This window comes from Polaromonas sp. AER18D-145, assembly GCF_002379095.1.
Lineage (GTDB): Bacteria > Pseudomonadota > Gammaproteobacteria > Burkholderiales > Burkholderiaceae_C > Polaromonas.
In genome coordinates this window covers 1-19,238 of the sequence record NZ_NBZV01000047.1, presented here as the reverse complement: position 1 = coordinate 19,238, position 19,238 = coordinate 1, and the positions used below count along the sequence as shown (strand labels likewise).

Annotated in this window: 16 protein-coding genes and 1 pseudogene; 1 reads left to right on the top strand and 16 read right to left on the bottom strand. The window is 66.1% G+C overall.

The window, feature by feature from the left end; genetic code table 11:
• Window positions 1–49 precede the first annotated feature (49 nt).
• A pseudogene (locus B7G52_RS19050) lies at window positions 50–1,870 on the top strand (ABC transporter ATP-binding protein).
• 64 nt (window positions 1,871–1,934) lie between these two features.
• On the opposite strand, the gene B7G52_RS19045 reads toward B7G52_RS19050, so the two are convergent.
• The 16 genes from B7G52_RS19045 to B7G52_RS18970 all read right to left on the bottom strand — a co-directional run bounded on the left by B7G52_RS19045 (window position 1,935) and on the right by B7G52_RS18970 (window position 19,230).
• Window positions 1,935–2,663 (bottom strand): GntR family transcriptional regulator, encoded by a 729-nt coding sequence (locus B7G52_RS19045; protein ID WP_096699101.1) that lies wholly within the window; start codon window positions 2,661–2,663, stop codon window positions 1,935–1,937.
• 9 nt (window positions 2,664–2,672) lie between these two features.
• Complete coding sequence (locus B7G52_RS19040) at window positions 2,673–3,341, bottom strand: cysteine hydrolase family protein (RefSeq protein ID WP_096699100.1); 669 nt, start codon at window positions 3,339–3,341, stop codon at window positions 2,673–2,675.
• Between the two features lie 744 nt (window positions 3,342–4,085).
• Window positions 4,086–5,726 (bottom strand): ABC transporter ATP-binding protein, encoded by a 1,641-nt coding sequence (locus B7G52_RS19035; RefSeq protein WP_096699099.1) that lies wholly within the window; start codon window positions 5,724–5,726, stop codon window positions 4,086–4,088.
• Entirely contained in the window at window positions 5,723–6,424 is a 702-nt protein-coding gene (locus tag B7G52_RS19030) for a cysteine hydrolase family protein (RefSeq protein ID WP_371329042.1), read from the bottom strand. Before B7G52_RS19030 ends, B7G52_RS19035 begins: the two co-directional genes overlap by 4 nt.
• A gap of 10 nt (window positions 6,425–6,434) precedes the next feature.
• Entirely contained in the window at window positions 6,435–7,424 is a 990-nt protein-coding gene (locus B7G52_RS19025; protein WP_096699098.1) for a formamidase, read from the bottom strand.
• A gap of 145 nt (window positions 7,425–7,569) precedes the next feature.
• Entirely contained in the window at window positions 7,570–8,490 is a 921-nt protein-coding gene (locus B7G52_RS19020) for an ABC transporter permease (protein ID WP_096699097.1), read from the bottom strand.
• Window positions 8,487–9,578, bottom strand: a complete 1,092-nt coding sequence (locus tag B7G52_RS19015) for an ABC transporter permease (protein WP_096699096.1) — start codon at window positions 9,576–9,578, stop codon at window positions 8,487–8,489. The genes B7G52_RS19020 and B7G52_RS19015 overlap by 4 nt, the downstream gene beginning before the upstream one ends.
• 97 nt (window positions 9,579–9,675) lie before the next feature.
• On the bottom strand, window positions 9,676–10,794 hold the full coding sequence (locus tag B7G52_RS19010; RefSeq protein ID WP_096699095.1) for a BMP family ABC transporter substrate-binding protein: 1,119 nt from the start codon (window positions 10,792–10,794) through the stop codon (window positions 9,676–9,678).
• Window positions 10,795–10,849: 55 nt separating this feature from the next.
• Window positions 10,850–11,227, bottom strand: a complete 378-nt coding sequence (hpxZ, locus tag B7G52_RS19005) for an oxalurate catabolism protein HpxZ (protein ID WP_096699094.1) — start codon at window positions 11,225–11,227, stop codon at window positions 10,850–10,852.
• Window positions 11,228–11,238: 11 nt separating this feature from the next.
• On the bottom strand, window positions 11,239–12,636 hold the full coding sequence (locus tag B7G52_RS19000; protein ID WP_096699093.1) for an AtzE family amidohydrolase: 1,398 nt from the start codon (window positions 12,634–12,636) through the stop codon (window positions 11,239–11,241).
• On the bottom strand, window positions 12,633–12,854 hold the full coding sequence (locus B7G52_RS18995; protein WP_096699092.1) for an AtzG-like protein: 222 nt from the start codon (window positions 12,852–12,854) through the stop codon (window positions 12,633–12,635). The genes B7G52_RS19000 and B7G52_RS18995 overlap by 4 nt, the downstream gene beginning before the upstream one ends.
• Window positions 12,855–12,867: 13 nt before the next feature.
• Window positions 12,868–13,689 carry an ABC transporter ATP-binding protein gene (locus tag B7G52_RS18990; RefSeq protein WP_096699091.1) on the bottom strand — a complete coding sequence of 274 codons (822 nt, stop codon included), beginning with the start codon at window positions 13,687–13,689 and terminating at the stop codon, window positions 12,868–12,870.
• A 2-nt stretch (window positions 13,690–13,691) separates the two neighbouring features.
• Entirely contained in the window at window positions 13,692–14,540 is an 849-nt protein-coding gene (locus tag B7G52_RS18985) for an ABC transporter permease (protein ID WP_096699090.1), read from the bottom strand.
• Between the two features lie 5 nt (window positions 14,541–14,545).
• Window positions 14,546–15,553 (bottom strand): ABC transporter substrate-binding protein, encoded by a 1,008-nt coding sequence (locus tag B7G52_RS18980; protein WP_096699089.1) that lies wholly within the window; start codon window positions 15,551–15,553, stop codon window positions 14,546–14,548.
• A gap of 45 nt (window positions 15,554–15,598) precedes the next feature.
• Window positions 15,599–17,281 (bottom strand): allophanate hydrolase, encoded by a 1,683-nt coding sequence (gene atzF / locus B7G52_RS18975; RefSeq protein ID WP_096699118.1) that lies wholly within the window; start codon window positions 17,279–17,281, stop codon window positions 15,599–15,601.
• A gap of 362 nt (window positions 17,282–17,643) precedes the next feature.
• Complete coding sequence (locus tag B7G52_RS18970; protein WP_141397497.1) at window positions 17,644–19,230, bottom strand: MFS transporter; 1,587 nt, start codon at window positions 19,228–19,230, stop codon at window positions 17,644–17,646.
• Window positions 19,231–19,238 lie beyond the last annotated feature (8 nt).

The following is a 19,238-nucleotide window of genomic DNA, read 5'->3' as shown; positions in this document are numbered from 1 at the left end:
TGCAAAGAAGCAAGAAGAGAGACCGTTCCATCTTCCTTAAACTCAAGCCATGCACATCCTCTGGACCTACCTGCGTCCGCACCGCGCGCTGGCGGCGTTGGCGCTGCTGCTGGCGGCCATCAGCCAGGTGCTGGCCCTGGTCGATCCGATCATTTTCGGCAAGATCATCGACGGCTATGCGGTCGGGCACCCCGGCATGTCCGATGAACAGCGGGTGTCGGGCGTGCTCTGGCTGCTCGGCCTGGCGGTGGTGGTCGCCGTGTTGTCGCGGCTGGCCAGGGCGCTGCAGGAGTATGTGACGCGGCTGGTGGTGCAGCGCTTCGGCACGCAGATCTTCAACGACGGACTGCGCCAGGTGTTGCGCCTGAAGTTCCAGGAGTTCGAAGACCTGCGCAGTGGGGAAACCCTGTCGCTGCTGCAGAAAGTGCGCGCCGACTGCGAACGCTTCATCAACATCTTCATCAACACCGTGTTTGCCGCGCTGGTCGGCATGGGGTTTCTCTGCTGGTACGCCATCACCACCCACTAGTTGCTGGTGCCGGTGTTCCTGGTGGGTGTGCTGGTGATGGGCGGGCTGACCGGGCTGCTGAGCCGCGAGATCAAGACGCAGCAGCGCTCCATCGTGCGCGAGACCAACCGCAACTCGGGCTTCATTGCGGAATCGCTGCGCAACATCGAGCTGATCAAGAGCCTGGGCCTGACCTTCACCGAGATCCGGCGCCTGCAGGCGCAGACCCTGCAGGTGTTTGCGCTCGAGATGCGCAAGGTCAAACGCATCCGCCTGCTGTCCTTTCTGCAGGGCACAACGCTGAGCCTGCTCAAGCTCGGCATCCTGTTTGCCCTGCTCTGGCTGATCTTTCGTGACGTGTTGAGCACCGGCGAGCTGATTGCCATGCAGTTCATCTCGGTGGCGATTTTTGCGCCGCTGCAGGACCTCGGCAACGTGATCGTCGCCTGGCGCGAGGTCGAGGCCTCGCTGCTGAACTTCGACGTGCTCATGAAAAAACCGGTGGAGCGGCAGCCCGAGTCGCCGCAGGACATTGGACCGGTCACCCACCTGCGCTTTGCCAATGTCAGCTTCCGGCACAAGGGCGCGCCCGACAACGCGCTGGAGGACATTTCCTTTTCTGCCGGCCTGGGCGACACGATTGCCTTTGTGGGCCCGTCCGGCTCGGGCAAATCAACGCTGGTCAAACTGCTGGTGGGCCTGTACACGCCGGCCAGTGGTGAGGTCTTCTACAACGACATCTCGACGCGGGACCTGCGCTACAACGAGGCGCGCCGGCAGATCGGTTTTGTGACGCAGGAGACACACCTGTTTGCCGGCACCATCCGCGACAACATGCAGTTCGTGAAAGCCGACGCCACCGATGCGGAAATTGTGGCGGCGATGGAGCAGGCCTCCTGCGCCTACCTGCTGAACAAGTCCCCTGAGGGCCTGGACACGCAGATCGGCGAGATGGGCACCAAGCTGTCCGGCGGCGAAAAACAGCGCCTGTCGATTGCGCGCGCCCTGATCCGCCAACCGCGCCTGCTGATTTTCGACGAGGCCACCTCGGCGCTCGACTCCATCACCGAAGAACAGATCACCGACACCGTGCGGCGTGTGTCGGCGCGCAGCAGCCAGATCACGCTGCTGATCGCCCACCGGCTCTCGACCATCAAGCATGCCAACACCATCTTCGTGCTGGAAAAAGGACGCATCGTGGAGAGCGGTGACCATGGCGCGCTGCTGGAGCGCAAGGGCCTGTATTACGCGATGTGGCGCCAGCAGATCGGCGAACGGCCGGATCCGCGCCGCGCCACGGAGCCGTTGCCGGAAGAAGAAAAAGACGACGTTCTGCCGTCACCGGATGCTATGGATATATGAGCTGATGGCGCCCGAATCATCAGGGCTGGAGCCGGTTTTTATCTGAATTTTCAGGCGCGCGCGCCTACCGCATCGCCTGGCCGTGCTGGCGTGCCAGATGCACCTGGTGCAGCGTGATCTTGCGCACCTCGGCCTGGCTGGTCTGGATGTGGGTGCGCAGCAGCAGGGCCGCCTGGTCGCCGCGCCTGCGCTGGATCGCCTTGAGGATCTTGGCGTGTTCTTCATAGGTCGCATCAATGCGCGGCTGCTTGGTGAAGTCAAGCCGGCGGATCACGCGAATGCGCTCCGTCACGTCGCGGTGCACACGGGCCATCTCGGCATTGCCGGCCGCCGCCACCAGCGCGCAGTGAAAGGCCTCGTCCCACTGCGCGACCTGCACGGTGTCGCTGCTGCGCTGCTCGGGGCTGACCAGCCAGATCGCGGCCAGGTCGTCCAGCAGCGCCGGGTTGACCTTCAGGGCGTCTTCACACAGGCGGTGCGCCGCGGTAGTTTCCAGCACCATGCGCAGGTCATAAAGCTCTTCGAACTGGTTGAAGTCAAAGGGCAACACGCGCCAGCCGCTGCGAAACAGCACCTCGACAAAACCTTCATGCTGCAGACGGAACAGCGCCTGGCGCACCGGTGTGCGCGACACCCCCAGGCGTTCGCTGATTTCGGTTTCGGTGAAGCGGTCGCCCGGCACCAGCTTGAATTCGGAAACATCGCGCTTGAGCTGCTCGTACACCTCGTCGGCACGCGAGCGGTGAACAGGGGCCTCGGCAAGGGCAGGCAAATAGCGGGCAGCGGTGTGCATGGCGGAACTCTAGCAGTCTTGCAGCAAAGGCAGCAGTTGGTCGCTGGCAGCGGTCCAGCCGACAATGGCGCCCTGCGCCCGCATCATCTCGACCGCCGCCGCCTTGAACGCCGGGAAGTAGCTCTCCGTGCAGTCTTCCAGCAGCAGGCTGTCGTAGCCGCGGTCGTTGGCTTCGCGCATGGAGGTCTGCACGCACACCTCGGTGGTGACACCCATGAACAGCAGGTGCGTGATGCCGGCCTGCTGCAGCAGCTCATGCAGCGATGTGGCGTAGAACGCGCCCTTGCCCGGCTTGTCGATGGCGATCTCGCCGGGCAGCGGCGCCAGCGCGGGGATGATCTGGTTGCCCGGCTCACCGGCGATCAGGATGCGGCCCATCGCCCCCATGTCGCCGATGCGCAGCGAAGGATTGCCGCGGTTGCGCTTGGCGGGCGGGCAATCGGCGAGGTCGGCCCGGTGCGCTTCCCGGGTGTGCACCACGAGGCCACCGGCGCTGCGCCAGGCTTCGAGCACCGCCTGGCAGGCCGGCACGATGGCCTGCAGCAGCGGGACGTCGTTGCCCAGCGTCTCACCAAAACCGCCGGGCTCGATGAAGTCGCGCTGCATGTCGATGATGACGAGGGCGGTGGACTTCAGCTCGAAGTTGTAGGGGAAGGGTTGGGCTTGGTCTAGTTGCATGATGGATTGGGTGTTGGTTTCATGCTGCCGCTGGCGTATTTGCCAGTGCCCGCTTAGCCAGTGCTTCGAACAAGCCGGGGGTAGCCCGGCGGCTACTCACTTTCTTTTGTCTCGCCAAAAGAAAGTAAGCAAAGAAAAGGCGACCCTGCTGTCTGCGTCCCCCTTCGCTGACGCTACGGGGGCAACCTGCGGTGCTCGGTCCAGCCGGGGTCGAGCTCGAACTCGCCTTCGGCTCAGACAATCGCTCGCCCTGATCCGGCTGGACCTCCGCTCCTCGGCGCAACCAGAAGGGTGGTGGGGTCGGAATCGAATCCGGAGTCGAATGCGCCATCGGGCTCCGGCGAGGACGCGCAAAGCGCGTCCTCGCCTTCCCGCACCCGTATCTGCTCCCCAACCCGTCGGGCCGGGCCGAGGAGCACAGCCGAAAGCGGATCAGGGCGAGCGATTGTCTGAGCGTAGCGAGTTCGAGCTCGACCCCGCTTTCGGCGAGCACCGCAGGTTGCCCGCAGCGAAGCGAAGGGACCCGGACCATCGGGTCGCCTTTTCTTTTGCTTACTTTTCTTTTGGCGACGCAAAAGAAAAGTGAGTTGCCGCCGGGCAACCCCCGGCTTGCTGGCAAATCACGAACAGCAGAGGCACAGACGACATTGACAAGCTCGGCCCGAACGGTAACGAGGACTGGCAACTGAAGCCCGTCGCGCAACGGGACGATTCCCGGCTTGCTGGAAGAAGCCACGAAGCAGTTCACACCGGGACCTCAGCCAAAGGCTGATGATGCCCCCCGCCCATGTGTGCGCCAAGAACATGCCGCTCGGCGTCGGCGGCGGATGTTTCAAAAACGATGCGGCCTTCGCTCATCACCACGATGCGGTCAGCCAGCTCGAGCAACTCGTCCAGATCCTCGCTGATCAGCAGCACCGCGCCACCCTGGTCGCGCACGCCGCGCAGGCGGGTGTGGATTTCCTTGACGGCGGCAAAGTCCAGGCCGAACACGGGGTTGGCGGCGATCAGCACATTGATCTCGCCATGCAGTTCGCGCGCCAGCACGGCACGCTGCACATTGCCGCCCGACAAGCTGCGGATGGGCGCGTTTTCGCCCTGGGTCTTGATGCCGTAGCCGATGATCCATTCGCGCGCGCGGCTGCGCCAGCGGCCGAAGCGCAAGTGCCCGCCCCAACCTTCACGGGACGACAGCGGTGGCCGGTCGAAATCACGCAGCGCCATGTTCTCGGCCACACTCAGGTCGCCGACGCAGGCATTGCGCAGCGGCTCTTCGGGCAGGCTGCGCACCTTGAGGCGGTGGTTCTCCTCACGCGTGGCAGCGTAGGGCTGGCCGTTGACCCGCACGATGCCCGCGGCACGTCCGCGCTGGCCGACCAGCGCTTCGACGAGTTCACGCTGGCCGTTGCCGGAGACGCCGGCGATGCCGAGGATCTCGCCGGCAGCCACCGACAGGCTCAGCTCCCGCACGGCGGGTGTGCCGCGGTCCCCCATCACGGAGAGTTTTTCCACGACCAGCGGCAGGACCGCATTTGCTATGATTTTAGTAGCTTCGTGCCCCTGCTGCATATGGGCTGAAGGCATATTTTGTTCCAGATCCGGGTTTTCGGAGCGGGCGGCAGCCGCATCGCCCACCATGGCCTGCGCCAGCCGCGCCGGATCGGTTGCCGCCACCGACGTGGTGTGCACCGCCTTGCCACGGCGCAGCACGGTCACGTCGTCGGCATAGGCCATCACTTCGCGGAACTTGTGCGTGATGATGAGCACCGTGCACAGCCCGCTGCGCGCAAACTCGCGCACATGACCGAGCACCTCGTCGGCTTCCTGCGGCGTCAGCACCGAGGTCGGCTCATCGAGGATCAGCAGGCGCGGCCGGAGGTAGAGCTGCTTCAGCAACTCGAGCTTCTGCTTTTCGCCCGCCGCCAGTTCCGACGGCCGCGCGTCCAGGTCCAGGCGGAAAGGCGTGTGGGCGAGAAAGGTCTTGAGTTCATCGCGCTTGGCGCGCCAGTTGATCACCGCGGGCAACTGGCCGCCGGCCAGCAGCAGGTTCTCCGCCACCGTCATGCCCGGTGCCAGCGTGAAGTGCTGGTAGACCATGCCGATGCCCAGGGCACGCGCCACCACCGGGTTGTCAATCGCCTGCTCGCGGCCGTCAATCAGGATGCTGCCTTCCGAGGGCCGCTGAAAACCCGCCACACATTTGACCAGCGTGCTTTTGCCGGCACCGTTTTCGCCGAGCAGCGCATGCACCGTGCCCGGCGCCACCTTCAGGCTGACACTGTCGAGCGCCGTGAAGCTGCCGAAGCGCATGCTCATCCGGTAGGTGTCCAGCGCCAGCGCACCGGTGGCCGGCGGCAGGCTGCCGATGGCTGCGGTGGTACTCATGGCTGCGCCAGTGCGTCCAGCACTGCCTTTGACACCGCATGGGCGCCGAACACGCCGCCCTGCATGGTGATCATCTTCAGCGCCGCCGCGTGGTTGCCGGCGTCGGTGGCGGCGGTGCAGTCCGACAGCAGCAGGCATTCGAAGCCGCGATCATTGGCGTCGCGCATCGTGGTGTGCACACACACGTCGGTGGTGATGCCGGTGAGGATCAGGTTGCGGATGCCGCGCGTGTGCAGCACCATATCGAGGTCGGTGGCGTAGAACGATCCCTTGCCGGGCTTGTCGATCACCACCTCGCCGGGCAGCGGCGCGAGTTCGGGAATGATTTCCCAGCCCGGTTCACCGCGCACCAGGATGCGGCCGCAGGGTCCGTCGTCGCCGATGCCCACACCCTTCGTGCCGATCTGGCGCGAGCGCCAGCGTTTGTTGGCCGGCAGGTCCGACAGGTCGGGCCGGTGGCCCTCGCGCGTGTGGATGAGGGGGTAGCCCGCGCCGCGCATGGCGGCCATCAGGGTCTTGAGCGGCTCAATCGGCGCGCGTGTCAGCGAGATGTCGTAACCCATCTTGTCGACGTAACCGCCTTCGCCGCAGAAATCGATCTGCATGTCGATCACGACAAGCGCGGTGTTGCCGGGCTGCAGGTCGCCGTTCCAGGGCCAGGCGTAGGGGTTGGCGTTGACGAAGCGTGGCATGTCCATGTTTTCCTTTTCAGGCCTTGTAGCTGCGCGTCGGCGCTTCGAAGCCGCAGGAGGTCCCGTCGGTCACCTCCACCGTCCAGGGCAGCTGGTAGGTGCCGTCCATCATGTCGCGCATGTAGGTGTAGGGACAGTCCTGGGCACCGCCCTTCACCGCCACGTAACCGCGGTGGTAAAGCTGGTAGAGGTTGTTTTCCACACCCCAGCCGCTGCGCGCTTCGCGCACCAGGTCGGGCCGCACTTCGCAGGTGATGATCTCGTCGGGCCGGCCGCTGCCCGCCACCAGCACCGTGCCGTCGAAATTGCAGAACATGCCCTCGCCCATGGAATCGAAAGTGCCGTCGCTGCCGCACATGCAGACGTTGGCGGTGACCGCCAGGTTGCAGAAGGCGTTGGCCTGGTTGGTGATTTTCCAGCTGTGACGGATAGGGGCGGTGTAACCCGCCGTGCGGATGATGATTTCGGCGCCCTTGTAGGCGGCCTCGCGCGCCATCTCGGGGAACATGCCGTCGTGGCAGATGATGAGCGCCAGCTTGCTGCCGTTCGGGCCATCGCAGACGGGAATGCCCAGGTTGCCCGGCTCCCAGGGCTCGACCGGCACCCACGGGTGCAGCTTGCGGTAATACAGCTTGATGGCACCGGTGTCGTCGATGATCAGGCCGCTGTTGTACGGGTTGCCGCCGGGGTTGGCCTCCATGATGGAGAAACAGCCCCAGATGCGGTTGTCCACACAGGCGCGCTTGAAGGCGGCGACCTCGGGGCCGTCGAGCGACACCATCAGTTCGGGCGCGATCGACATCGACAGGCCGTGCAGCGAATATTCCGGAAACACCACCAGGTCCATGGTGGCCTGATTCCGCCTGGCCTTGGCCACCATGGCGCAGATGCGCTGCGTCTGCGCAGCGAGCTGCACCGGTGTCTCGACCACGGGCAGCTGCAACTGCACCAGGCCCATGACCACGCCATGTTTCGATTTGTTGAGTCCGCCGAGGCCGGTTGTCATGTCAGTTCTCCTTTGCGGCGCGTCACTCGCGACCGGTGCAAGCGCGCGGCCAATGCGGGGGCCACCGCGGAACCGGCTTTGCCGGGCCGCTGGTGGCGCCCCCTTGAGGGGGAGGCGCCGAAGGCGCTTCGGGGGTGGGTCATATTTATCGGGTGGAGGAGAGTTCGCCCGGGCTGTCGCTCACCGTGGTGCCGGGCCGGCAGGTCATAACCAGAATCAGCAGCGTCAGCGCATAGGGAACGATGTTGAACAGGTGGTAGCCCCAGCTGATGCCTATGGACTGCAGGGCAGGCCCGATGGCGCCGGCGCCGCCGAACAGCAGGGTCGCGCCGACGCAGCGCAGCGGGCTCCAGCGCGCAAAGATCACCAGCGCCACCGCGATCAGGCCCTGGCCGCTGGAGACGCCCTCGTTCCAGCTACCCGGGTAAAACAGTGTGAGGCAGGCGCCGCCCAGACCGGCGACCATGCCGCCGGCTGCGGTGGCCGCAATACGGATGGCCGACACCGAATAACCGAGGGCGCGCGTGGCGTTGGCCGAGTCACCCGCCATGCGCACCAGCAGGCCGGCACGCGTGTTCGCAAAAGCCCACCAGAGGAACACCGCCAGCACCAGGCCGATGGGCACCAGCACATTGACCTGCAGCGCGGCGCGTACGGCCGACGAGTCGCTCCATGCGCCCAAGGCGATGGCCGGAAGTTGCGGCGCCTGCGGCTGGATCAGCGGCTTGCCCAGGTAAAACGCCAACCCCATGCCCAGCAGCATCAGCGCGATGCCGGTGGCGATGTCGTTCACACGCGGCAGCGAACACAGCAGGGCGTGCAGTGTGGCCAGCAGCGCGCCGGTGACAGCGGCTGCCAACACGCCGATCCACGGCGACCCGCTCAGGTACGAGGCGCCGAAGGCCGACATCGCCGAGAGCACCAGCACGCCTTCCAGCCCCAGGTTGATGCGTCCCGATTTTTCGGTGATGCATTCACCGAGGCTGACAAACAGGAAAGGCGCGCCGACACGCAGTGCGCCACCGACGATGCCGGCAAAGAAGATCAGCAGCTGGTCGGCGGTCATGGCTTGTCCTGCGGCAGGGGGATCGGACTCGGCTCGGACGGGCCGAAGCGGTTGATACGGGCGAGGAAGGCTTTCCAGTCCACATCACGCAGGGCCTCGCTGGCCAGGATCAGCACAAAAGCAATGCCCTGCAGCACCAGCACCGAGGCATCGGGCAGGCCCAGGCGCCGCTGCAGCAGGCTGCCCGCGGCGCCGAAACCGCCAAACAGGATGGCCACCGGAATGATGGCGATCGGGTTGTGCCGCGCGATGAAGGAGACCAGAATCCCGGCATAGCCGTACCCGGCGATCAGCGCCACATTGGCGCTGTTGTGCACCGCCGCCACTTCGACCGCGCCGGCCAGGCCCGCACAGGCACCGCCGAGTGCACAGGCCAGAAGAATCAGCCGGGAAGCCGGCAGGCCCACCAGCTGCGCGGCGCGCAGGTTGCCGCCCACCACGCGGATCGAAAACCCCGAAGCCGTCCAGCGCAGCCACAGGCCCAGGCCGACGCAGGCGAGCACCCCCAGCACCAGGCCCCAGTGAACGTCGGAGCCGCCGATGCCGGTGATACGCAAACCCTCGGCCAGCGACGGCGTGGACGGTTTGTTCAGGCTGGCCGGATCGCGCAGCGGCCCTTCGACCAGGTGCTTGAACAGGCCGATGGCCACATAGGCCAGCAGCAGGCTGCTGATGGTTTCATTGATGCCGCGGTACTGGCGCAGCGCGCCGGCCAGCATGATCCACAACGCGCCGGCCAGGGCACCGGCCAGGCACACCAGCGCCGTGCCCACGACGCTGGCCGGCAGCGGCACGGCGGCGGCCAGCGCCGCGCAGCCAAGCCCGCCCAGCACCATGGCGCCCTCGCCGCCGATGATGACCAGGCCGGCACGCGCCGGCACCGCGACACACAGGGCCGTGAGCATCAGGGGCGCGGCGCGCTGCAGCGTGTTCTGCCAGGAGTACCAGTCGCCGAAGGCGCCCTTGAACAGCAGCAGCCAGACGTCCAGCGGATTGACACCCGCCAGACCGACGAACACGCCGAACAGCAGCAGCGCCGCGGCAATGGCGGCCGTGGGCAGCAGGACGTTGGCAAGGGAGTGACGCATGGTGTTTTTTTTCCTGTCGGGCTGAGCTTGACCTGTCCAGAGCTTGTCGAAGGGTCGAAGCCACGGGCCCTTCGACAGGCTCAGGCCGAACGGAGCTTCAGACCGAGCCGATGACGCCTTCCACCAGGTAATTCATCTTTTCAAGCTCCAGGTCGGTCTGCTTGTGCACCTTGCCGGCCGGGATGATGGTTGCGCCCTTGTTGTCCTTGAGCGGGCCCTTGAAGATGTCGAACTTGCCGGCCACCATGCTGGCCTTGATGCTGTCGGCGTTCTTTTTCGCGGCGTCCGGCACCATGGGGCCGTAGGCGGACAACTTGACGTAACCGTCTTTCAGGCCGCCGCGGATGAAGTTGGGGTGCGGCTTGCCGCTGCGCGCGGCGTCCAGGAAGGTGGTGTAGGCGGTCAGCCAGTTCCACTCGGCACCCGTCAGGTAGGCGTTGGGTGCCAGCTTGGCCTGGCTGGCGTGGTAGCCGCACACCATCTTGCCGCGTTTGGCGGCCGTTTCAACCACCACCTTGGGACCGTCCACATGCATGGTGAACACATCGCAGCCCTGGTCGGCCAGGCTGTTGGTGGCCTCGGCCTCCTTGACGGCCATGGACCAGTCGCCGGTGAAGATCACGTTGCAGGTGATGCCGGGCTTGACCGAGCGCGCGCCCATGGTGAAGGCGTTGATGTTGCGCAGCACCTGTGGGATCGGCTTGGCAGCGACAAAACCGATCTTGTTGCTCTTGGTCATGTGGCCGGCGATCACGCCGTTGAGGTACTGGCACTCCTCGATGTAGCCGAAGTAGCTGGCCGCATTCTTGGGATGTTTGCCCTCGGTCCAGAGACCGCCGCAGTGCGCAAAACGCACGTCCGGAAACTTGGGTGCCACGGCCAGCACATGCGGATCAAAATAACCGAAGGACGTGGGGAAGACCAGCGTGGCGCCGTCCTGGGCCACCATGCCCGTCATGGTTTTCTGGACGGCGGCCGTCTCCGGCACGTTTTCTTCCTCGACCACCTTCACGCCGGGCATCTTCTTGAGCTCGGCAGCGGCCTGGGCCTGGGCCTGGTTGTAGCCATAGTCGTCGCGCGGGCCGACATAGATCACGCCGACGGTGATGGGTTTTTGCGCAAAAGCCAGTTCGCTGAAAGCGCCCAGCGTGCCGGCAGCGCCGAGTGCGGCCAGGGACTTGAGGGAATCGCGGCGGCTGAATTGTCTGGTGGTCATGAAATTTCTCCTTGGGTCAAGTTAAAGAAGTACTGCGAAAAACGGGAAGCAGGATTCATGCAAGCAGGCTCACATGGGCAGACACCACACGCCAGCCCTCGGGCGTGCGCAGCCAGGTCTGGCTTTGCCGGCCAGGCCGGGCGCTGCCGGTGCGCCGGAACTCGACATTGGCAGTCGCCATGTCCTGGCCATAGGTGGTGATGACGGTTTTGAGCAGCGTGCGCTCCAGCCCTTGCGCGGGGCGCCCGGCGCGGAAGGCCCGGATCGCGTCGTAGCCATAGAGGTTTTCGGTCGCGCCGTAACGCAGGGTGTGCGGGCTGTTCCAGAACAGCTCGTCGAGCACGGCCACGTCGTTGCCGGTCAGGGCCTTTTCGTAACGCTGGAACTGGACCGTGACTTCGGCCAGGACATCGGGCAGGTTGATGGCGAGCATGTCTGTTTTCTCTAGAGTTGGACCGGCCGGACATGCGCCACGCCGGCATCGCCGAGGGCCTGGGCGGCGCGAAAAGCCAGGTCTTCGCGCCACGGCGCGGCAATCAGCTGCACCCCGATCGGCAGGCCGCCGGTGGCTGCCGGCCACAGCGGCGCCGTCACCACCGGACAGCCGGCAAACGAGATGGGCTGGGTCAGCAGCCCCATGGACGCACGCGCGGGTTGCTGCGTGCCGTTGATGTCCAGCCACTCGGTGCCGATAACCGGCGCGCTGACCGGCGTGGCCGCCGTGAGCAGCACGTCCCAGTCGCGAAACAGGGCGTTGACCTTGTCGCGGTAGACCCGGCGAAAACGCTGGGCGCGCAAATACCAGTCCACCGGCTGCAGGGCACCGGCGATGAACCGGTCCACAGACAGCGGCTCGAAGTCATCGACACGGGTGCGCAGGTCGTCCAGATGCAGGCTGCCGCCTTCGCTGGCGGTGATGATGAAGGCCGCGGCGCGTGCCAGGGCCGCGTCCGGCCAGGTCACCGCGGCCTGCGCGCCCAGGGTGCTGGCGGCCAGCGCCACCACCTCGCGCGCGGCCGGCGTGGCGTTGTCGTGGAAATAGCCGTCCAGCACGCCGATGCGCAAGCCTTCGACACCCCGGCCGACCCAGGGCATGACCGGCTGCACACGCAGGGCCTGGCAGCCCGGGTCCAGGGCGTCGGGGCCTTGCAGGGCGTCGTAGACCAGCGCCAGGCCGGCCACACTGTCGGCCAGCGGCCCGAGGTGGTCGATGCTGTGCACAAACGGGTAGCTGCCGCGGCGCGAGAGCCGGCCGAAGGTGGGCTTGAGGCCCCAGACGCCGCACAGCGAGGCCGGCACGCGGATGGAACCGTTGGTGTCCGATCCGAGCGAAACCGGCACCTGGCCGGCCGCGACCGCCGCGCCGGAGCCGCCCGACGAACCGCCGGCAATCCGCGTGAGGTCGTGCGGGTTGTGGCAGGGACCGTAGTGGGTGTTTTCGGTGGTGAAGCCGTAGGCGTATTCGTCCATGTTGAGCCCGCCCACCAGCACGGCGCCGGCCGCCTTCATTTGCCGGACCAGAAAAGCGTCGGCTGTCGCGGCCGCATCGCCGCGGTTGACCTTCGAACCAGCCAGGGTCACCACCCCTTCGATGTCGAACAGGTTTTTCACGGCATAAGGCACGCCGGCGAGGGGACCGAGCGGCTGCGACGCCGCCCGCTGCGCATCCACGGCATCGGCTTCGGCGCGGGCACGGGCTTGCGTCTGATTGGTGAAGGCGTTGACCCGGCCGTCGGTCGCCGCGATGCGCGCCAGGCTGGCGTCCAGCAGCTCGCGTGCGCTGACGTCCCCTGAGGCGACAGCTGTCGCCATGGTCGCAGCGTTAGTTGCTACATTTTTCATAGCTCTTCGCGCCCATCGTCATTGGGCGGAAAGGCTGCCGGTCTGTATATTTCCGCGGGTTCGTCGTGTGCAGCCAGGGGCGCGGCCTCCAGCAACGCCGCCATCACGGCCGTGCGCTGCAGGTTCAGCGCGACGCGCTGGGTACGCGCCGCATCCAGCGGCAACTTGAGCAGCGCGGCCGCGGTTTCGACGTAAGCCAGCATGCGGGTGTCGTTCATGGTGCCCCGCCGTTCAGCGCCGCACTTCGCGCTGGAAGATTTCCAGGCTGCGCTTCCTGGCGCTGATGAAGCTGGCCTCGGACAGCGTTTCCACCGTGCGCGGGCGCGCATCGCCATACGGCAGGATTTCGGCCACACGGGTGGGCCGCTTGGTCAGCAGCAGCACCTGGTCGGCCAGGTAGACGGCCTCTTCGAGGTCGTGCGACACCAGTAGCATGGTGGTGCCGGTCTGCATGAACACTTCCTGCAGCTTCTCGCGGATGAACAGCGTCATCTCGAAGTCGAGCGCCGAAAATGGCTCGTCGAGGAACAGCACCTCGGGGTTGTTCGCCAGGGCCCGCATGATGGAGGCGGTCTGCTGCTGGCCACCCGAGAGTTCGTAGGGGTAACGCTTGAGGTCGAACTTCACATCGAAGGACGCGACCAGTTCGGCCATGCGCCTGTCGACCTCGGCCTTGGACCGGCCTTCGAGCTTGAGCGGATAGGCGATGTTGTCGATGGTGCGCATCCAGGGGAACATCGCTTCGCGGTAATTCTGGAAGACGTAGCCGATCTTGGTGTCTTTCAGGGACTTGCCGTCAAACAGGATTTGCCCGGCGTCAATCGGCACCAGCCCGGCGATCATGTTGATCAGCGTGGATTTGCCGCAGCCATTGGGGCCAAACACCGACACAATTTTGTGCTTCGGTATGTCGAGGTTGAAGTCCTCGTACAGCGGCCAGCCGGCAAAGTATTTGGTCAGCCCGCGTATGGTGATGTGGGTGCCGGCGGGGCCAGGCTTGAACTCGGGCACGGGAACATCGGCAAACACAGGGGCGTTGAGAACTGCAGACATGGCTACCTTCCACTCCAGTGAACAATGCGCCGCTCGAGCACCAGGAAAAAGATGTTGAGCGCATAGCCCAGCGCACCGGCCGCCAGGATGGACGCGTACATGTCTTTCACGTTCATGACCTGCTGCGAGTTGATGATGCGGTTGCCCAGCCCGCTGTCGGCGCCGATGAACATCTCGGCCACGATCACGATGACCAGTGCCATGGACACGGCCGAGCGCAGACCGACAAAACTCGGCTGCAGGCTTTCCCAGATCAGCACGTCCTTGAACACCTGCCAGCGCGAAGCGCCCATGACCTTGGCTGCCATCACGCGCTGCTTGCGCGCATTGATGACGCCGTAGGCGCTGTTGAACACCACGATCAGCAGCGCACCGAAAGCCGCAATCGCCACCTTGTTGATGTCCGACACGCCGAAAATCATGAGGAACAGCGGGATCAGCGCAGAGGACGGTGTGGAGCGGAAGAAGTCGATCAGAAACTCGACACTGCGGTAGGCCTTCTCGGAACTGCCCAGCAGCACACCCAACGGCATGCCCACGGCTGCGGCGATCAGGAAGGCCTGCACCGTGCGCCACACGGTGACGGCAAAGTCCTTGAGCAGCGGCCCCCCGGCCAAGCCGTTGACCAGCGCGCCCAGCGCATCGAGCGGCGGCGGCAGCAGGATGGCCTTGATGAAGCCCAGGCGCACCACCAGGTCCCAGACGATGAACAGCACCACCGGGCCGATGAAGGGCAGCGCCCTCTCCAGCGCCGGCGTACGCTGCACAACAGCCGCCGGTGCGCTGGCCGGCGGCGCCCAGGGCTTGGCAGACGCCACCGGCGCCGCCGTCACGGAGGAGGTACCGTCCATCACGTTCAACCCTTGTAGAGCATCGAGTCCACCATGAGGCGCGAACTGAAGATGCCTTTTTCGGAGAACAGGTCGAAGAACTTCTGGAAGTGCGCGACGTCGCCCGGCTTGAACTCGTTGTACATCATGTACGCCGCCAGCGGCACCTCGCCGGTCAGCGCGCCTTCGATCGGGGTGTACCCCTTGAGGTACTGGCGCGCCTCGACCGACTTGCTGCGCACGTAAGCCACGCCCTTGCCGTAGGCGGCAACAAACTTCTTCGCGGCATCGGGGTTCTTCTTGATGAAGTCCGAGGACAGCGAGGCCGAGCCGCCGAACCATGGCGCCATGTTGTCACCGAGCACGTACCGGGAGATCACGCCGGCCTCGAGCACGCGCGTGGTGCCGTTCATGCGGCCGATGGTGCCGGTGGGCTCCAGCGTGTAGGCGGCATCGATCTGGCCGGCAGCCAACGCAGCCACATGCTGGCCGATCGGCAGCTCGACCACGCTCGCACCGGTGGCGCCGCCGCGCTCCAGGATGGTCTTGGCCAGCGTCACGTTCTGGATGCCGGGACCGGAACCGACGCGTTTGCCTTTCAGGTCGGCCATCACCTTGGCCGGGCTGGCCACCGGCACGATGACTTCGTCGAGCACATTTTTCACATTGCTCGGGTTGGCGCAGAAGATCTTGAAGGTGCCGGGCTGGGCCAGCTCGCCGATGGCGATGTTGGCCGAGCCGGTGCCGTTGGCGGTGCCGTCGGAACGGCCCGACAGCACGGCCTCCATGACCTGCTGGGCACCGGCGAACTTGAGCGGCTCCACGTCCAGCCCGGCTTCCTTGAAGTAGCCCAGCTCGATGGCCGCGTAAAACGGCAGGCCGGCGGCGATCGGCCAGTAGCCGATGCGGATCTTCGGTGCGGCCTGTGCACGCACGATGGCAGGCATTCCGAGTGCGCCAAGCATGGCCGCGCCGGTTTGCAGGACTTTCCTGCGTGAAGCCGTTGAGGGGGAAGGAATGTGGGGAGTGGTCATGGAAAGCTCCTGGAGTGAAAGAGGTTGGTGAATCCGTGGCAGTTGTCAGGCCGCAGCCGTCTTGAGCGAAGCGATGTAGGCACGCCAGCCGCCCAGATGCGAGATGTCCAGGGCTCCGTGCAGCGCTTCGGGCTCGCAGACAAAACCCTGCACCGTGCTGCCGTCCCGAAGTGCCAGCGTGCCTATGCCCAGAGGCTCGGGGATCAGCGCGACAAACGAGCCGTAGGCAGAAAGCGGCATCTCCCAGATTTCAAGCGCGATACTTGCCCCCTGGCCGGCACCGACACGGAGCAGGCCGGGCTTGGGCGGGGTGGTGCCCGGCAAGGCGAACAGCCTGTAATCGGGCGCGGTTTCAGCGGGGCCTGCCAGCACCGCCCCGCGCTCGGTCAGCTGCGTGTTCAAAGGCATGCCGGACAGGTGGGCACCCACCACCGCCACCCGCACCGTCGCCGGCTTGCGCAGGCCGGCAATCGCGCGCATGGCGGGCAGCGGCAGACCGGTCGCGCCCTGCGTCAGGCAGGTAGCGTGGTGGTAGCGCTGGCCAAGGTCGGCCAGCTGCCAGTCGCTGCCGCAAGGCGCGATCAGCGTGATGCCGAACGGCAGCCCGTCGGCGCGCACAGCACTGGGCACGGACAGGGCGGCGTAGTCGAGCAGGTTCACGAAGTTGGTGTAGGCGCCCAGCCGGCGGTTGAGCACCACCGGGTCGCGCTGCATCTGCGCAATCGTGTAATGCGTCGGTGCGGTCGGCACCACCAGCACGTCGATGGCGCCCCACATCGCGTCGGCCTGCTGGCCCAGGCGCTTCAATTCGGTTTGCACTTCGTACAGGTCCGCCGCGCTGTACTTTCGGCCCGCGGCAATGATGCTGCGCACCGGCTCCACCACCTCGGCTTCATGGGCGTCGAAGAAGCTGCGGATGGCGGTGTAGCGTTCGGCCACCAGCGCGCTTTCGTAGAGCAGGGCCGCGACCTGCGCCAGTGGTGCAAAGTCGGTGGCCACAGGCGTGCCGCCCAGGGACTGCAGCCGCGCCACCGCCTCCGAGAAGGCCGCTTTGGCGGCACGGTCCCCGTAAAACTCCAGCGTCGCCGGCACGCCGAAGCGGAAGGCCGGTGCAAACGGTTCGCTGGCCAGCGCCAGCTGGCGCGAATACGGATCGAGCGTGTCATGCGCCATCGCGTTTTCCAGCACCTGGACCGCGGTGGCCACCGTGCGCGCAAAGATGGACACACAGTCCACGCTTTGCGCGGCCGGCACCACGCCGCGCGCGCTGATCAGCCCGCGCGAAGGCTTGAGGCCGACGATGTTGTTGAGCCCCGCCGGCACCCGGCCGGAGCCGGCCGTGTCGGTGCCCAGCGAGAAGTCGGTCTGCCCGGTGGCCACCACGTAGGCCGAGCCGGAACTGGAGCCGCCGGATACATAGGCGGGATTGAACGCATTGGGCACGGCCCCGAAAGGGGAACGCGTGCCGTTCAACCCGCAGGCGAACTGGTCGAGGTTGGTCTTGCCGAGCAGCGATGCACCAGCATCGAGCAGCTTCTGCACAACAAAGGCACTGGCCGGCGGCGTGTAGGCAAAGGCCGGGCAGCCCGCGGTGGTGGGCATGCCTGCGGCATCGATGTTGTCCTTGGCCGCAAAGGTCATTCCCGCCAGCGGCCCGGCCGAGGCAGCCTGTGCACTGGCGGCTGCCGGCGGCGTGGCGCGGCAGATCCAGGCCTGCGGCGCCAGCACCGTGCCGCCCGCAGCGGCCGGCGTGTTGTCCGGCGCCGACGGCTGGCCGGTCAGATCAGGGGTTAAAGAAACTTGCACCAATTTAAAGCATCCATACTTGTGTACAAGATGAGATGCAAGAGGTGTGCCAAGTGCTGGCGGCCGGTTCGGGCCGTGGGTATTTGACCGGGCTGCCGCTTATTTGCTACTTAATTGATAGCTATTCAGGCTTCAGGAGAAAGGGCCGAGAGCGTATTTGACGTTCACGTTCGGCGCGACTGCGGCCCCCGGCCCACTCGCTGACGACGCGCGGAGGCGCCACAGAACCGATCCGAAAAAAAACAGCGCTGTCCGGCATGGGCCAGCTCGGCAACCAAGCGCTGTCAGCTCTCCAGCACCAGCCGCGTCACCACAGGCGGCGTCTCGCCCCGATGAAACGCCAGCTTGCGGTCGCGCAAGGCCACGTCGCCCGCCGTCACGCGGTCAAAGCGGCGCAGGTGTTCGGTCCAGGATTCGTCGGTGATCTGCTCGACGTAGCGCCCCGGGTCCGAGATGTCGCGCAACAGCTCCCAGGCCAGCGCCCCCTGGCGCAGCCGGCTGCGCCGGCTTTCCTGCATCAGCGTGCGAAATTCCTGGGCCCGGGCCGGATCAATGCGGTACTCGATCATGGTGCGCACCTGGCCGGTCAGTGGCGGCGCTTCTGCGCTGGGCACCTTGAATTCGCGGGACGGCGTCAGGTCCTCCTCAATGCTGCGGTCGCGCAGCAGCCATTGCGTGACACCCATGGCCACCATCGCGGTAGATGCGGCGATCAGCATGCTGGTCGGGACACTGGTCACGGTCGCAATCTGGCCCCAGACCGCCGCGCCCAGCGCGCTGGCACCCATGATCGCCATCTGGAAAATCGACATGCCGCGCGCGCGCACCCAATCGGGCAAGGCGAGCTGCGCCGACACACTCAGGGTGTTGGCGGTGGTGATCCACGCCGCGCCCGCCAGGAACATGGCCGGCGCGGCGACGTAGGCATTCGGGGCGAAGGCGATGATGGCCGTGGACGCCGACTGCAGGCCCATGCCGCCCAGCACCAGGGCATCGCGGGACAGGGTACGGCGCAGCCGCGGCAGCAGGAAGGCCACCACAAAAATCGCGCCCGAGCCCATGGACGCCAGCAGCAGCGTGAAGGTGCCGGCACCGCCGCGGTGCAGGCCGCGCGCCACCAGCGGCAGCAGGGCCAGCAAGGCGGTGGAGTGAAAGAAAAACAGCGCCACCCGCAGCAGCACCGCGCGCAGGCGTGCCGACTGGCGCACGAACTGCACGCCGACCCGCATGGCGCTGATCAGGCGCTCGCGGCCCAGCGGGCTGGGCACATGCTCGCGGCGCCAGCGCATGATCACAAAACCGGACACCAGCGAGAGCACGGCGTTGAGGATGAAAACGTATTCGCTGCCGGCGCCGGCAATCAGCGCCCCCGCCACCAGCGGGCCGATGATGCGCGAAGCATTCATGGCGATGCCATTGAGCGCCAGTGCCGCCGGCAATTGCGCGCGCGGCACCAGTTCCGGAACAATCGCCGAAAACACCGGCCAGCGCATGGCCAGCCCGACGCCGTTGGCGAAAGTCAGCGCCAGCAGCAGCGGCGCGGTCATGGCGCCCATGACAATCGTCAGGCACAGCACGAGGGCCACGGCGGCCACCCAGAACTGCGTGATGATGAAATAGCGGCGCCGGTCCAGGATGTCGGCCAGGGCGCCGCTGGGCAAACCCAGCAGGAAGACCGGCAGCGTCGAGGCGGACTGCACCAGCGCCACCCAGATCGGCGAGGTGGTCAGCGAGGTCATCAGCCAGGCGGCGGCAACGTCGTTCATCCACATGCAGATGTTGGCGGCCATCCAGGTGCCCCACAACATGCGGAAAACCGGCGAACTCAGGGGCGCCCAGGCCGACAGCGAGGCCGGGTCGTGGGGGCTCAGTGCAGGCG

Bases quoted from the DNA above. Each gene is read 5' to 3' on its own strand.
- hpxZ (WP_096699094.1), bottom strand. From the start codon at position 11,227: ATGCTCGCCATCAACCTGCCCGATGTCCTGGCCGAAGTCACGGTCCAG.
- B7G52_RS18985 (WP_096699090.1), bottom strand. From the start codon at position 14,540: ATGGACGGTACCTCCTCCGTGACGGCGGCGCCGGTGGCGTCTGCCAAG.
- B7G52_RS19035 (WP_096699099.1), bottom strand. From the start codon at position 5,726: ATGAGTACCACCGCAGCCATCGGCAGCCTGCCGCCGGCCACCGGTGCG.
- B7G52_RS19010 (WP_096699095.1), bottom strand. From the start codon at position 10,794: ATGACCACCAGACAATTCAGCCGCCGCGATTCCCTCAAGTCCCTGGCC.
- B7G52_RS19040 (WP_096699100.1), bottom strand. From the start codon at position 3,341: ATGCAACTAGACCAAGCCCAACCCTTCCCCTACAACTTCGAGCTGAAG.
- B7G52_RS19020 (WP_096699097.1), bottom strand. From the start codon at position 8,490: ATGACCGCCGACCAGCTGCTGATCTTCTTTGCCGGCATCGTCGGTGGC.
- B7G52_RS19015 (WP_096699096.1), bottom strand. From the start codon at position 9,578: ATGCGTCACTCCCTTGCCAACGTCCTGCTGCCCACGGCCGCCATTGCC.
- B7G52_RS18980 (WP_096699089.1), bottom strand. From the start codon at position 15,553: ATGACCACTCCCCACATTCCTTCCCCCTCAACGGCTTCACGCAGGAAA.
- B7G52_RS18995 (WP_096699092.1), bottom strand. From the start codon at position 12,854: ATGAACGACACCCGCATGCTGGCTTACGTCGAAACCGCGGCCGCGCTG.
- B7G52_RS19030 (WP_371329042.1), bottom strand. From the start codon at position 6,424: ATGGACATGCCACGCTTCGTCAACGCCAACCCCTACGCCTGGCCCTGG.
- B7G52_RS18990 (WP_096699091.1), bottom strand. From the start codon at position 13,689: ATGTCTGCAGTTCTCAACGCCCCTGTGTTTGCCGATGTTCCCGTGCCC.
- B7G52_RS19025 (WP_096699098.1), bottom strand. From the start codon at position 7,424: ATGACAACCGGCCTCGGCGGACTCAACAAATCGAAACATGGCGTGGTC.
- B7G52_RS19000 (WP_096699093.1), bottom strand. From the start codon at position 12,636: ATGAAAAATGTAGCAACTAACGCTGCGACCATGGCGACAGCTGTCGCC.
- B7G52_RS19045 (WP_096699101.1), bottom strand. From the start codon at position 2,663: ATGCACACCGCTGCCCGCTATTTGCCTGCCCTTGCCGAGGCCCCTGTT.